Annotated in this window: 10 protein-coding genes; 7 read left to right on the top strand and 3 right to left on the bottom strand. The window is 63.2% G+C overall.

What is annotated here, in order from left to right:
• Positions 1–49: 49 nt before the first annotated feature.
• The 7 genes from GD606_RS08010 (at position 50) to GD606_RS07980 (ending at position 9,112) form a co-directional block, all read left to right on the top strand.
• Positions 50–1,414: a sigma-54 interaction domain-containing protein gene (locus GD606_RS08010; protein WP_163300478.1), complete on the top strand. Its 1,365-nt coding sequence runs from the start codon at positions 50–52 to the stop codon at positions 1,412–1,414.
• 414 nt (positions 1,415–1,828) lie between these two features.
• Positions 1,829–2,749 (top strand): DMT family transporter, encoded by a 921-nt coding sequence (locus GD606_RS08005; protein ID WP_163300479.1) that lies wholly within the window; start codon positions 1,829–1,831, stop codon positions 2,747–2,749.
• A 50-nt stretch (positions 2,750–2,799) separates the two neighbouring features.
• The gene (locus GD606_RS08000; RefSeq protein ID WP_163300480.1) at positions 2,800–3,303 is read left to right on the top strand and encodes a (2Fe-2S)-binding protein; all 504 of its coding nucleotides are present in this window, start codon (positions 2,800–2,802) and stop codon (positions 3,301–3,303) included.
• The gene (locus tag GD606_RS07995) at positions 3,296–5,668 is read left to right on the top strand and encodes a xanthine dehydrogenase family protein molybdopterin-binding subunit (RefSeq protein ID WP_163300481.1); all 2,373 of its coding nucleotides are present in this window, start codon (positions 3,296–3,298) and stop codon (positions 5,666–5,668) included. The genes GD606_RS08000 and GD606_RS07995 overlap by 8 nt, the downstream gene beginning before the upstream one ends.
• Positions 5,665–6,645, top strand: coding sequence for an FAD binding domain-containing protein (locus GD606_RS07990; protein ID WP_163300482.1), 981 nt, complete (start codon positions 5,665–5,667; stop codon positions 6,643–6,645). Before GD606_RS07995 ends, GD606_RS07990 begins: the two co-directional genes overlap by 4 nt.
• Before the next feature lie 14 nt (positions 6,646–6,659).
• Positions 6,660–7,397, top strand: a complete 738-nt coding sequence (locus GD606_RS07985) for a nucleotidyltransferase family protein (protein WP_163300483.1) — start codon at positions 6,660–6,662, stop codon at positions 7,395–7,397.
• A gap of 152 nt (positions 7,398–7,549) precedes the next feature.
• The gene (locus tag GD606_RS07980) at positions 7,550–9,112 is read left to right on the top strand and encodes a BCCT family transporter (RefSeq protein ID WP_163300484.1); all 1,563 of its coding nucleotides are present in this window, start codon (positions 7,550–7,552) and stop codon (positions 9,110–9,112) included.
• A gap of 240 nt (positions 9,113–9,352) precedes the next feature.
• Here the strand turns inward: GD606_RS07980 and GD606_RS07975 are convergent, their stop codons facing one another.
• The 3 genes from GD606_RS07975 to GD606_RS07965 are packed head-to-tail and all read right to left on the bottom strand — an operon-like array spanning position 9,353 to position 13,155.
• Positions 9,353–10,795, bottom strand: a complete 1,443-nt coding sequence (locus GD606_RS07975; RefSeq protein WP_163300485.1) for a sigma-54-dependent transcriptional regulator — start codon at positions 10,793–10,795, stop codon at positions 9,353–9,355.
• Positions 10,796–10,804: 9 nt separating this feature from the next.
• The gene (locus GD606_RS07970) at positions 10,805–12,013 is read right to left on the bottom strand and encodes a two-component system sensor histidine kinase NtrB (RefSeq protein ID WP_163300486.1); all 1,209 of its coding nucleotides are present in this window, start codon (positions 12,011–12,013) and stop codon (positions 10,805–10,807) included.
• Positions 12,013–13,155: an iron-containing alcohol dehydrogenase gene (locus tag GD606_RS07965; protein ID WP_163300487.1), complete on the bottom strand. Its 1,143-nt coding sequence runs from the start codon at positions 13,153–13,155 to the stop codon at positions 12,013–12,015. The genes GD606_RS07970 and GD606_RS07965 overlap by 1 nt, the downstream gene beginning before the upstream one ends.
• Positions 13,156–13,606 lie beyond the last annotated feature (451 nt).

Genomic DNA, 13,606 nt, shown 5'->3' with positions numbered 1-13,606 from the left:
ACAAGAGAGAGGCGTCAGCCGTAGGATCGAAGCAGGGATGGAGCGTTTCATGGACAAAACAGAAATTTTCGGGATGGACTTTTCCACCTTCGTGCGGCTTATCGACAACCTCCATGATGAAATCATCATTTACGACAACAACTACCGCATGTTGTACGTAAACAAGGCCTGTGAACGGCACTATGGATTTACGCAGGCCGAGATGATCGGGTTGCCGTTTTGGGAGGTCGTCAAGAAACACCGCGCCTGGGACCGTTCCGTATTGCCTGCGGTGTACAAGTATAAGTGCCCGGTGAAGCAGGAGCAGAAAACGTATCTTGGCCTTGACATATTGAGCATCGCAACGCCGGTTTTGGACCCGAATGGAAATGTGGAATACGTCCTGTTCAGCATTCGCGACAACTACCATGAAGGGAAAATCCCCTGTCGCGATGAGCTGACGACAGAGCAGGACGTCATTGAGAACGCCCCGCCGAGCGACCTTGTGTATCACAGTCGGCTCATGGAGATCGCCGTCGAGTCGGCCCGCAAGGTGGCCGACATCAGCTCCCCCTGTCTGCTCCTGGGCGAATCCGGTTGCGGCAAGAGCCTTTTGGCGAAATACATCCACTCCACGGGCAAGCGGGCCGAGAAGCCCTTTGTGGTGGTCAACTGCGCCGCCATCCCCCAGCATTTGTTCGAATCCGAGCTTTTCGGGCATGTGCGCGGGGCGTTTTCCGGGGCGGTGCAAAAACGGGGGGGGCTTTTCGCCAAGGCCGAGGGCGGCACGCTGTTTTTGGACGAAATATCCGAATTGCCCCTCTCCATGCAGCCCAAGATCCTGCACGCGGTCCAGGAGCGCGAATACCGTCCCGTGGGCAGCTCCCAGACGGTCACGGCGAACGTGCGCATCCTGGCCGCGTCCAACAAGAATCTGGAACACATGGTCCATAGCGGGGCGTTCCGCCAGGATCTCTTCTTCCGGCTCAATGTCTTCGACATCCTCATTCCGCCCCTGCGGGAACGGCGGCGCGATATCGTGCCGCTTCTGTCCCACTTCCTGAACCGCTTCGGCAAGCAGCATGGCAGAAGCTGCCGTCTGTCCAGCGACGCCCAGACCCTTTTGTGCCAGTATTCCTGGCCCGGAAACATCCGGGAACTGGCCCATCTGGTGGAACGCCTGGTGGTCACCGTGGACGCCGAGGTAATCACCGTCGACCACCTCCCCGCATCGATCTACGCCACCTCGGCCCAGGCCGTGTCGTCGGTCATGGGCGGGGGGGCGCTGGACGAGTCCCTGGCCGCCATGGAACGCAAGCTGGTGCTGGACGCCCACGCCATCCACGGCAGCACGCGCAAGGTGGCCGCCTCCCTGGGCATCAGCCAGACCCGCGCCTCCCGCCTGATCAAGAAATACGCCTCCCGTTTGAAGTGAAACCAACTCAATGAGTCGAAAACGACTCATACCCTCAAGAGCAGACCGCTGACGGAATTCCACGAGGATGAGTCGAAAACGACTCACACGCCTTTTCCGGAATCCGGCACGGCCTCCGCCATATTTTTGTAACAGCCCGACATAGAAAGAGAAATTTCATTTTTCAGGTGCCTATGGGTGTTGGCACATCTGTTGCTCATAACAGGATATCCCCATGTCAAGCGGAGATGATGCGGCATACGCCGTATAAAAGGAGGAGGAGACAGAAATCTGGATGCAACAAAACTTTGTCGAAGACAAAGTGGACGGGAAATGGCGTTGCCTCGCCAGAATACGCTTTGTGCAGGGACATCCGTCATGCGGTGCGTTGTAAGGAAAACATAAGGACAAACATCTTTGTTTCAAGGGGGGCGTATGTTCAAGGATCCAATTTTCATGGGCAGCTTCTACGCCTTGATGACCACCATGCTCTGGTCTGGAAACTACGTTGTGGCGCGGCTGGCCGTTGGAAAGATTCCGCCCATGACCCTTGGTGCGCTTCGATGGCTCGTCGCGTTGCTGATCCTGTGCTGTTTCGCGTTGCCCAAGCTGAAAAAGGAATGGCCCGTCGCCAAGAAATTCATGATCCCGATTCTGGTGGCGGGACTCACTGCGGTCACCCTGTTCAACCCCTTGTGCTACCTTGCGGCGGCCAGCACCTCGGCCCTCAATCTGTCGCTCATATCCGTCACCACTCCCATTTTCATCGTCATCATCTCCGCCATGCTGGGTGAAAAGCAGCCGGTGAACACCTGGATCGGCTGCACCATCGCCCTGATCGGCTCGATCTATCTGGTGGCCGAAGGGCAATTGAGCCGTGTCCTGGGCATGCAGTTTGCGGTGGGCGACATCCTCATGCTGGCCGCCGCCATCGGCTTCGCCGTGTACAGCATGGTGTTGCGCAAGATCCCGGACGGGCTGTCGCAAAGCACCATCCTGACCCTGATGGTGTTTTTCGGGTTGCTCATGCTCCTGCCCTTTCTGGGATGGGAGTGGTCCAAGCCCGACGTCCATATCGAGTTCAGCGGCGTGGTGATCTTCAGCATCATCTACACCGGCGTGGGCAATTCGCTCATCGCCTGGTGGCTGTGGAACCTGTCCCTGGAAAAGGCCGGGCCCACCCGCGCCGGCATGATCTATTACAGCATGCCCCTTTTGAGCGGCGTCTTTGGATATTTCTTCCTCGGCGAGGCCATCGGCGTGGTGCAGCTCATAAGCGGCATCCTGATCGTCGGCGGCATCATCTGGTCCAGCCGTCCCGAGAAAAAACGGCTTGCGGCCGCCGAGGCCAATTGACGTTTTTTCCCGCCGCCTGTCGGCATAAACGACACATCAAGGAATGAGACATGAAAAGCGAAGAACCTGCGACCCCGAACATCCGCCTGACGGTGAACGGGGAGACCCGCGCGCTGCGGGTGCAACCCCACTGGACCCTTTCCAGGGTTCTGCGTCGGGAATTCGGCCTGACCGGGGCCAAGGAGGCCTGCGGCGAGGGGGCCTGCGGGGCCTGCACCGTGCTGGTCGACGGCGTGGCCACCCCCTCCTGCATGATCCTGGCCGTGGAACAGGAGGGCAAAAGCATCGTCACCATCGAAGGATTGTCCAAAAACGGGGTGCTGCATCCCATCCAGGAGGCCTGGCTTGAGGAATACGGCGCCCAGTGCGGCTTCTGTTCCCCGGGCATGATCATGTCCGCCCTCGGCCTGCTGGCAAAGAACCCCGATCCCGACGAGGAGCAGATCAAGGAGGCCCTGGGCGGGAATCTGTGCATCTGCAGCAACTACGAGCACATCATCGCCGCCGTCAAAAGCGCGGCCAGGAAGATGGCGAAGGAGGCCAGCCATGGCTGACACCACGACGGTGGGAAAATCCGTGCGCCAAAAGGACGGCCGCCCCCGGGTCACGGGCCAGGCCCGGTACTACGCGGACTTTGCCTTCAAAAACCTGCTGCAGACCCGGATCCTGCGCTGCCCCTACCCGGCCGCCGGGATCGCGAACATGGACGTTTCCCAGGCCGAGGCCCTGCCGGGCGTCCGGCTGGTCATGACCCACAAAAACTATCCCGGGATCTTCCGCACGGCCCTGCATTACGTGGGCGATCTGGTGGCGGCGGTCGTGGCCGACGACGAGGAGATCGCCGAGGAGGCCCTGGAGCTGATCCGCGTGGAGTACGTCAAAAAGCCCTTTGTCCTGGACCTGAAGGAGGCCATCGCGCCGGGCGCGCCCCAGGCCTTCGAGGGCGAGGACAATTGCCATGACTGGGAGTTCCACGCCTTTTTGAGCGACCGCGATCCCCATACGCGGCTTTTCAAGACCAAGACCCCTTCCGACTACAACGGGTTCGGCGACATCGAAAAGGGATTCGCCGAGGCCGAGGTCGTGGTGGAGCAGACCGGCTTTCGCTACGCCTACTGCAAGTCCCCAGCCATGGAGCCCAGGGGCTGCACCGCCCATTTCGACGGCGTCAAACTCCAGATGTACACCCATTCCCAGGGGCTGCACGACGAAAAGTACTGCCTGGCCCAGGCCCTTGGCGTCGGTTCGGACAAGGTCAACCTCGTGTCGCCCTTCACCGGGTCCAGCTTCGGCGGAAAAAACGCCGACGTGCTCAACCCCAACATGCCGTCCCATTATCTGGCCATCGCCGGCATGGCCAGCCTGGCCCTGCACCTGCCCGTGCACTGCGGCTACTCCCGCGAGGAGGAGATGCTGTGCGGCTGGTCGCGCGGCACCATCACCGACGTGAAGATCGGGTTCACCAAGGAAGGCGTCCTGACCGCCATGGACTTCTCCCACTGGCAGGAGGTCGGGGCCAGCGGCGACAAATATCCCCCGAAAAACGCCATGCTGGCCACGGGCGCGGTGCTGTACTCCCGTAACTGCGAGCATCTGCGCGGGAAGATCCGCTACGTGTACACCAACCGGTTCGCCTCGGTGGGCTGGCAGGGCTACGGCGCACCCGAGGGCATCTTCGCCGTGGAGACCACCATGGACATCGCGGCGGAGAGGCTCGGCATCGACCCGCTGACGCTGCGCAAGATGAACTGCATGCGCACCGGCGACATCGACGCGGGCTGGGATCCCCTGACCTACAAGTCCGCCTACATCTCTTCCTCGGGCATCGAGGAGTGCCTTGATGTGGGGGCCAGGCATCTGGACTGGAAAAACAACTGGCGGCATCCCCGCCACAAGACCGGACGCATCCGCCACGGCATGGGCGTGGCCATCTTCGCCATGGGGGCCGGGCGTCCCGGCCCGGGCAACTCCAGCGAGGCCATGGTGAAGATCTTCCCCGACGGCACGGCCGCCCTGGTCTGCGCCATCGCCGACATCGGCCAGGGGCAGCACACCGTGCAATGCCAGATCGTGGCCGAGGTTTTGGGCCTGCCGTACTCCAAGGTCGGGCTGGTGTGCCACGACACGGATTCCACCCCCTTCGCCACCCTGGTGTCCAACAGCTGCGGCACCTGGATTCAGGGCTGGGCCACCTTCGAGGCGGCCATGGACGCCAAGCGCCAGCTCCTGCGCCTGGCGGCGGACAAGCTGGGAACCACGCCGGAGGAATTGGAGATCGGGGAAGGCGGCATCCGTTGCATCGCCGCCCCGGACAAGGGCCTCACCTTCAAGGAGGCCTTCGGCCCCATCGGGCATTACGGCGGGCGGCACGAGATCATCGGGGCCTACGTCAACGACTCGCCCCATCCCAACTGCCTGCGGGACGGCCGCAAGGACGAACTCTACATCCCCAAGGAAAAGGGCGCCCAGTTCATCTCCCTGGACGTGGACACCGAGACCGGCATGGTGAGCAACGTCCGGGTGACCATGGTCCAAAACGTGGGCCGGGCCCTGCATCCCAAGATCGTGGAGGGCCAGCTGCTGACCGCCCGCCATGGGGTGGAGCACGCGGTGTTGGGCGACGAGTGCATCGTGGACCCGCGCCACGGCTGGCTGCTCAATCCCAACTTCATCGATTACAAGCACGCCACCAGCATGGACTGCGTCGTGGAGCCGTTCGTCCTCGAAATTCCCGGGGACCGGTCGCACCCGTTCGGGGCCACCGCCTGCGGCGAGGGCGCCGCCTGCCCGACCCTGGCCGCGTTCTCCAACGCCATCTACAACGCCACCGGCGTCCGGCTCATCGAGACGCCCTTCACCCCGGCCAGAATCCTCGCCGGACTGGGCAAGATCCAGGCCAAAGGGAGGAAAAACGCATGAAACGGTTCACGCACATCGACCCGGCCACCATCGAGGAGGCCGTGTTCCTGCTGAAGGAATACCAGGGCGCGGCCCGGGTCATCGCCGGAGGCAGCGACCTTGTGGGCGGCCTGAAGGACAACCTGTGGATGCGCTACCCCAAGGCCGTGATCAACCTCAAGACCATCCCGGGACTCAGGGAAATCCGAGCCGATGCCGACGGGCTGCACATCGGCGCCCTGGCCACCCTGACCGAGGTGGCCGAGTCCGCCGTCGTCCGGGAGGGATGGCCGGGACTGGCCGAGGCGGCCAGACGGACCGCCTCGCCCCTTCTGCGCAACATCGGCACCATCGCCGGGAACATCTGCCAGGAGAACCGCTGCTGGTACTACCGGTATCCGCACAAGCTCGGCGGGCGCATCGACTGCGTGCGCAAGGGCGGCACGCGCTGTCTGGCCGTGACCGGCGACCACCGCTACCATTCCATCTTCGGCGCGGTGAAAAAATGCGTGGCCGTCAACCCCAGCGACACGGCCCCGGCCCTGGTGGCCCTGGACGCCGTGGTTCAGACCAACAAAAGGGCCATCCCCATCGACGGGTTCTTTTCTGCGGAGCGTGGGGCGCCGTCCACGGTGCTTGAGGGCGACGAGATCGTCACCGGGGTGTTCGTACCGACCCAGGGGCCGGGAGGGAAAAGCGCGTTTCAAAAAATCGCCGTCCGCAAGTCCATCGACTTCGCCCTGGTCAATTGCGCCGCAGCCGTGACCTGCCTGGATGGCGTGGTGACCGCCGCGCGCATCTGCCTCAACGGCGTACACAACAACCCGCGCCGTTGCGACGCCTCCGAGGCCGCCCTGCTGGGGCGCGCCTTGAACGCCGAAACGGCTGGCGAGGCCGGGGAGTTGGCCGTGGCCCAGGCCAAACCGCTATTGATGAACGCCTTCAAGGTGCCCATGGCCAGGACCATTGTGGCCGACACCCTGCTGGCCTGTATCTGACCATGGAGGCGGCCATGGCCCGTAACCGGAGCGCCGGGCGGGCCATGGCCGCAGGAACGCGCAAAGCAGGCGACGCCATGACGGGCGTAAGCACGCCGCACGGCAGCGCCAAGGACCGTATCCCTATGAACCAGCGCATGATCCCCGTTCATGGCATCATCCTCGCGGCAGGGCGATCCGCCCGGATGGGCAGGGACAAACTCAGCCTGCCCTTCCGGGGCCTTCCCCTGCTCCAGCATGTCGTCAACGCCGCGCGCGGCTCGGGCCTTGCCCGGGTGTCCGTGGTCCTGCAACGGGACTCCGGTCTGGTGGACCTTGTGGACCTCGACGGATGCGAGACGGTCCTTGCGCCGCCGTCGGCGGACCAGGCGGCGTCGTTTCGGGCCGGGCTGCGGGCCGTCATGGACGACGCGGCTGGCTGCATGGTCCTGCACGGCGATCAACCCTTGCTCGCCGGACGGACCATCGACCATCTGCTGTGGGCGTTCTCCCAGCAGCCCGACTACATGATCGCACCGGTCCAGGAGGATCTGCGCGGCGCCCCGGTCATCGTTCCCCGGGCCTGGTTCCCCAAGGCCCTGGAGGTCGCCGGAGACGCCGTGGTCCGCACGTTGGTGGCCATGCCCGGGTTGACGTTGCGCCTGGTGAAGATCCATGAGGTGGGGCCGTTTATGGGCATCGACACGGAACTTGAATATCGGCGGTTGCTGGCGCGCCACGAGGTCCGCCCCACGGCGGGAAGCGCGGCCTGAACCCGTCGTCGGCCAGACCGGTGCGCCCGGTCCCGGGAGGCCGGGGCCGGGCGACGCGGCGGCGAATCCGCGGTCCTGGCCTGCGAGGGCATATCCCCCCCGTTGCAACAGGTCGTCCGCAGCCATGACGGGGATGCGGACGAGGAGGCATCATGTCGCAGTCTGAACATAGCCAGGTTGTCGTCCCAGGCGCGGCCTCCCCGGCCGCGAAAAGCCCGATCCGCAAAATGTGCTTTTTTGCGACGCTGGGCCTCGTCCTGGCCAGCGGTTTCCCGCTTTTGGCCTTCCCCGAGGCCGGGGAGCGGGTCATCAACAGCCTTTTCAGCTTTGTGACGGTCCAACTGGGCTGGCTCTACCTTCTTTCGGGGCTGGGTTCCCTGTCGCTCCTTCTGTGGTTCGCGTTTGGGCCGCTTGGTCGCAAGCGCCTGGGCGAGAAGATCGAATACTCCACGTTCTCCTGGCTGGGCATGCTGTTTTGCGCCGGGGTGGGGGCGGGCATCATGTTCGGCGGGTCCATCGACTGGGCGTACTACATGAAATATTCCCTGCTGGGGGCCGCCGTGGGTTCGCTGGAGAACGCCCGGATGGGGTGCGCCTACGGCATGTTTCACTGGGGGCCGATATGCTGGGCCATCTACGCCACCCTGGCCGTGCCCATCGGCTACAGCTATTATGTGAAAAAGGCGCCGGTTCTGAACCTCTCCCAGGTCTGCGCCGAGCTTTTGGGCGTGAGGGCGCACGGCTGGCCCGGCCAGGTCGTGGACATCCTGTTTATGGCCGGGCTGGTGGCTGGGTCGGCGACGGCCCTGGGCCTGGGCGTGCCCATTGTGGCGGAGGCGATCGCCTCGGTGGCCGGGCTGGACGTGTCCTTTCCGCTGCAATGCCTCACCCTGGCCGGGGTGACGCTCATTTTCTCGGTCACCTCCTACCTGGGCCTGAAAAAGGGCATGTGCAGGCTCTCCGACATAAACGTCTATCTGGCGTTGAGTCTTTTGGCCTTTGTCTTTCTTGTCGGGCCGACGCTGTTTCTCACGGACATGGGCATATCCTGCCTGGGGCTTCTGGCCTCCCGGTTCATCAGTATGGCCACCTGGATCGATCCGGCGGGTGAAAAGGGATTCACCCAGGCCTGGACCGTGTTCTATTATGCCTGGTTCGTCGCCTATGCCCCGTTTATGAGCATTTTCATCGCCAAGATTTCCCGGGGGCGGACGGTACGACAGGTCGTCCTGGGGCCGGTGTTCATGGCCTCCCTGGGCTGTGGCTGCTTTTACATGATATTTGGCGACTTCGGTCTCCATTTGCAGCTCACGGGACAACTCGACGTGGTGAATATGGTCGCGACCGGGAGCGGGGCTGCGGCCATCATGGCCATCGCGGACTTCATCCCGTTTCCTGCGCTGTACAAGCTGGTGTTCGCCGCCGTCACCGCCATATGCATGGCCACCACCTTCGATGCGGTGTCCTTCGCCCTGGCCGCCACCACCACCCGCACGCTTTCCCCCGATGAGGAGCCCGCCCGCTGGAACAGGCTGTTCTGGGCCATCTCCCTGGGGCTTTTGCCCACGGGCATTTTGTTCATCAACGGCCCGCTGTCCGTGCTCCAGACCGCCTCCATCGTGGTGGGGCTGCCGGTGCTGTGCGTCCTGTGGCTCGGCGTGGCCTCGTTTCTTCGGGAGTATCGTCGTACCGGCTGGGTGGGCGACGCGCCGTAGGGGCAGGGCCATCGCCCGGGTTGCCGTCTGCGGGCAAAGCGCCGTCCGTCACGCGCAGGATGCCAAGGGGGCGTTCTGCGCGTGATTTTCCATGCGGCATGGCGTTTTCGCCTGCAAGCCGACCTGGGCCTGCGTCCCGGCCATTTCCCTGGGATCCGAGGGGGCCGGGTCACAAGGATACGACAGGCGGGGCCAGGCCCGGGCAGGCCGGGAGAACCGCACCGCCGGGGCCTGGAATCGTCACGGCACGCCGGGTCCGTCGCCGCAACCTGTTTTCCGCGACGGGCGGTTCTCGGCGGCCACGGCGCCGCCCTCAGGGCGACCGTTCTGGCAGACCATGTCCAGGCCGTATTCCTTGATCTTGCGGTACAGGGTCTTGCGCCCGATGCCGAGCATGCTGGCCGCCTGGGTCCGGTTGTTGGACACGTATTCGAGCACCCGCACGATGAACTCCCGCTCGTGCTGCTCCAGGGTGGGGAAGGGCAGGCCGTTGGCCGTGTCGTCCAGGCATTTGGCGATGTCGTTGGGCAGGCATTTCAGGGTGATCAGATCGTTCTCGGCCAGGATGATGCCGCGTTCGATGACGTTGCGCAGCTCGCGGACGTTGCCCGGCCAATGGTAGGACATCAGGCACTGCAAGGCCTGGCTGGACACCCGGTAGGGCGGGCGATCCGGATAGAGCTGCCCGAGAAAAAGCTCCATCAGCACGGGAATGTCCTCCCGGCGCTCGCGCAGGGGCGGAATCTCGATGCGGAAGACGTTGAGGCGGTGGTACAAGGCCTCATGGAAGCGTCCCGCCTCGACCTCCTTGTGCAGGTCGCGGTTGGTGGCGAAGAAAAAGCGGATATTGGCGCTACGCTCCTCCTTGTCGCCCACCCGGCGGTACTTCTGGGACTCCAGGACGCGCAGGAGCATGGACTGCACCTCCAGGGAGAGCTCCCCCACCTCGTCGAAGAACAGGGAGGCGTTGTTGGCCAGGGACAACAGGCCGTCCTGGGAGTCGACCGCGCCGGTGAAGGCCCCCTTGCAGTAGCCGAACAGTTCGCTGCGCAACAGTTCCTTGTTAAACGCCCCGCAGTTCTTGACGATTAAGTGCTTGTCGGCCCGGTTGCTCCTGCGGTGCAGGGCGTTGACCACCACGTTTTTGCCCACGCCGCTTTCCCCGGTGATGAGCACCGGGGTGAGGGTGGGGGCGACCTTGTCGATGAGGTAGCGGATCTCCGAAATGGCCGTGGAGTGGCCGATGAGATGGGAGAAGGGCTCGCTGCCCTTGTTTTGCCGCAGAAGGTGCAGTTCCTTGTGCAGCATGGAGCGCTGGTAGGCGCGCTCGATGACCAGGGTCAGCCGGTCCAGGGAAAAGGGCTTGGTGATGTAGTCGTAGGCCCCGATCTTCATAGCCTCCACGGCGCTTGAGACCTCGGAATAGCCGGTGATCATGATCACTTCCACATGGGGCAGGGTCTCCCTGAAGTATTCCAGCAAATCCACGCCGTTGCCGTCCGGCAGGCGGACATCCAGCACGATGACGTCGAAGGGGTGCTGCGCCGCCAGCTTCAGGGCCTGGCTGGCGGATGTGGCGGTCGTGATGGCGCGGCCCGGTGAGGACAGCTCCTTTTGGATGAGCTTGCAAATGGAGGATTCGTCGTCCACCACAAGGATGTTGATGATGTCGGGGGCGTGCATAGGCCGACCTCATTCCACGCAATACGGCAAGACGGTTTCAAAACAGGCGCCTTCGGTATAGGTGCTGTCGACGGAGATCTCGCCGCCATGGTTTTTTATGATGTTGTAGCATGTGGACAGCCCGATGCCTATGCCTTGGCCCGCCGGTTTGGTCGTGAAAAAAGGATCGAAGAGTTTGTCCAGGATCTCCTTTGGGATGCCGTGTCCGGTGTCGATGACCCGAAGCAGGACCAGACGGCCCTCCACGGCGGTGTGGATGGCGATCTCCCCGGATTCCATGACGGCGTACAGGGCGTTGAGCACGAGGTTGAGGATGACCTGCATGAGTTCGCCCGGGTGCCCCAGGACGTAGGGCTGTTTTTCCGAGAGATGCAGCTTGATCACCCCCCGGGGCAGGCGGGACAGACGCGGATGCAGCAGTTGCAGACAGTTGTGGACCACGTCGTTGAGGTCCACGATGGAATAGGCGCGGACATCGCGATGCCCGAAGGTCAACAGGTTGCGCACGATCTCCGAGCACCGGTTGCATTCCTTGAGGATGATTTCCAGATATTCCCCGAAGAGTTCCATGAATTCCGGGGCAATGCTGTCCTGATCCGGACACATGGCCAGCTTTTCCATGCGGTGGGCCATGGCCTCGGCGAAACCGCTGATGCTGGTGAGGGGGTTGTTGATCTCATGGGCCACGCCCTCGGCCAGAACGCCGATGGTGGCCATGCGCTCGGCCTGGAGATATTGCGCCTGGTACTGCTTTTCCAGGGTCACGTCGCGTTGCAGGAGGATGACCCGGTTGGGGTTGCCGTGGGCGTCGCGCATGAGCGAGGCCGTACACTCGATCTGCCTTTTTTCGCCATGAAAGACCATGAGCTCCAGGTGGCGGCAGACCCGGCCCGCGCCCTCCATGGCCTGGGTCAGGGAGCAGTGCGGGCAGGGCGTGCCCTGGCCCTTGAAGATCTGATGGCAGGTCTTGCCGCAGGGTTTCACGCCGGGGTAGCGTTCGTGAAAGGCGTTGTTGACCGAGAGGATTTCATAGTCAAGCGTAAGCACGGCCATCACGTCGGGGATGCCGTTTAAGATGGCCTGGATGTCCTGGCGCTTCTGCTCGAGTTCGATGTTGGAAGCCCGGAGCTCGCTGATGGTCTGTTGTACTTCCTTGAAAAAACCGAGCTTGATCGATTCGATGCCGATGATTTCGTCAAGGCTCGTGGGATGCGGCATTACCATGCCTCGTAGTAGATGTTGAGAATATCCTTCCATGTCGCCGGACGCGGATTCGTCAGGAGACAGATGTCGTTGACGGCGTTGCGGCTGACCTGGGGCAGCTTGGTCTTGTCCGGGAGGATCTCGCGCAGCCGTGACGGCAGGCCGAACTCCTCGCGCAGCTGCTCCACCATCTCAATGCCGAAAAGCGCCGTCTCTTCGTCGTCGGCCAGGGTCCGGCCGGTGAGGATGGTCCCGATCTTGGCCATCTTTTTCAGGCTCACCCCGAGGTTGTAGCGCATGACGTGGGGCAGGAGCAGGGCGTGGGCCATGCCGTGCACAATGTCGTACATGCCGCCCAGGGCGTGGGCCAGGGCGTGCCCCAGACCCACGCTGGCGTTGGTGAAGGCCATGCCCGACCAGGAACCGGCCACGGCCAACTGCTCCAGGTCGTCGATGTGCAGCGTGTTTATGGCGTTGCGGATATGCCGGATGAGCAGATCCAGGCCGCGCAGGCTCATGACCTCGGTGAACGGGCTGGCGATGGGCGACACGTAGGATTCCACGGCGTGGGCCAGGGAATCGAACAGGGGCGGGATGACCAAGTCGCGGGTCATGGTCGTAAGGAGCAGCGGATCGGTGATGGAGATGTTCGGAACCAGGGTCCGGCTGATCAGGGTCATCTTGAGGCGGCGCTCCACGTCGGAGATGACCGTGAATTGCGAGATGTTGGACTCGCTGCCCATGGTCGTGGGCACGAAGACCATGGGCGGCAGGGGCCGCTTGACCTGGTTGGCCCCTTCGTAGTCCCGGATCTTTCCGCCGTTTGAGACCACCAGGGCGATGCCCTTGGCCGCGTCCATGGGGCTGCCCCCGCCCAAGGCCAGGACCACGTCGGCACCCTCCCTCCTGTACAGCTCGGCCCCCCGCTGCACCTGATAGTCGCGCGGGTTGGCGACCACATCGTTGAAATAGACGTAGTCCAGGTGTTCCTCGCCAAGCAGCTCGAAAAGCTGTTGCGTCCATCCGGCCGCCTCGACGCCGGGGTCGGAGACGACGAATATCTTGGCGGCCCCGAGGCGTTTGGCGCATATCCCCGTGTATTTCAGGCTGCCTCGGCCGAAAATGAGCTCTGGAACGGCAAATTTGAAAATGTCCATACGCCTCTTTTCGTTTGGTTCGCTGCTGCAAAACGCATGTTGCTCCAAGGAGAAAGGCGAAAGTGTCGGACGCGTCGCCAGGCGGAAGGGGAAAACTCCAGGATTTCCAAATACCCCCCGGCTGTGGAGTGAGTCAAGACGGCCCGTCGCCATGTGCCATGACCAGATGGCTGGCGGGCCGTCCCGAATCAGCCGTGTCCGCGTCTTTCCGCGTTCTCCGGCCCCGTTCCCCGTCTCATGAGCAATCCTTTTTCTGCATGATAGATGCCATCCGGCCTTCCCGGGCCTGCGGACCCCGGCGTGGCGGCCTCAGGCCAGAGTCTTTCCAGGGATGCCGGGCCTTTTGGCGCGGCCGCCTCGAATCGGCCCGGAGGCCGGTCCCCGCCCGTTTCCGGCGGGGCATATCATTATGACCCAGGCGGGACGCGCGATGGGGTCATTATGACTCGCC

The sequence above is a fragment of the Desulfolutivibrio sulfodismutans DSM 3696 genome, assembly GCF_013376455.1.
Classification (GTDB): domain Bacteria; phylum Desulfobacterota; class Desulfovibrionia; order Desulfovibrionales; family Desulfovibrionaceae; genus Desulfolutivibrio; species Desulfolutivibrio sulfodismutans.
This window is presented reverse-complemented; position numbering and strand designations above follow the sequence as displayed.

Coding starts and splice junctions, on each gene's coding strand:
- GD606_RS08010 (WP_163300478.1), top strand. CDS start 50: ATGGACAAAACAGAAATTTTCGGGATGGACTTTTCCACCTTCGTGCGG.
- GD606_RS08005 (WP_163300479.1), top strand. CDS start 1,829: ATGTTCAAGGATCCAATTTTCATGGGCAGCTTCTACGCCTTGATGACC.
- GD606_RS08000 (WP_163300480.1), top strand. CDS start 2,800: ATGAAAAGCGAAGAACCTGCGACCCCGAACATCCGCCTGACGGTGAAC.
- GD606_RS07995 (WP_163300481.1), top strand. CDS start 3,296: ATGGCTGACACCACGACGGTGGGAAAATCCGTGCGCCAAAAGGACGGC.
- GD606_RS07990 (WP_163300482.1), top strand. CDS start 5,665: ATGAAACGGTTCACGCACATCGACCCGGCCACCATCGAGGAGGCCGTG.
- GD606_RS07985 (WP_163300483.1), top strand. CDS start 6,660: ATGGCCCGTAACCGGAGCGCCGGGCGGGCCATGGCCGCAGGAACGCGC.
- GD606_RS07980 (WP_163300484.1), top strand. CDS start 7,550: ATGTCGCAGTCTGAACATAGCCAGGTTGTCGTCCCAGGCGCGGCCTCC.
- GD606_RS07975 (WP_163300485.1), bottom strand. CDS start 10,795: ATGCACGCCCCCGACATCATCAACATCCTTGTGGTGGACGACGAATCC.
- GD606_RS07970 (WP_163300486.1), bottom strand. CDS start 12,013: ATGCCGCATCCCACGAGCCTTGACGAAATCATCGGCATCGAATCGATC.
- GD606_RS07965 (WP_163300487.1), bottom strand. CDS start 13,155: ATGGACATTTTCAAATTTGCCGTTCCAGAGCTCATTTTCGGCCGAGGC.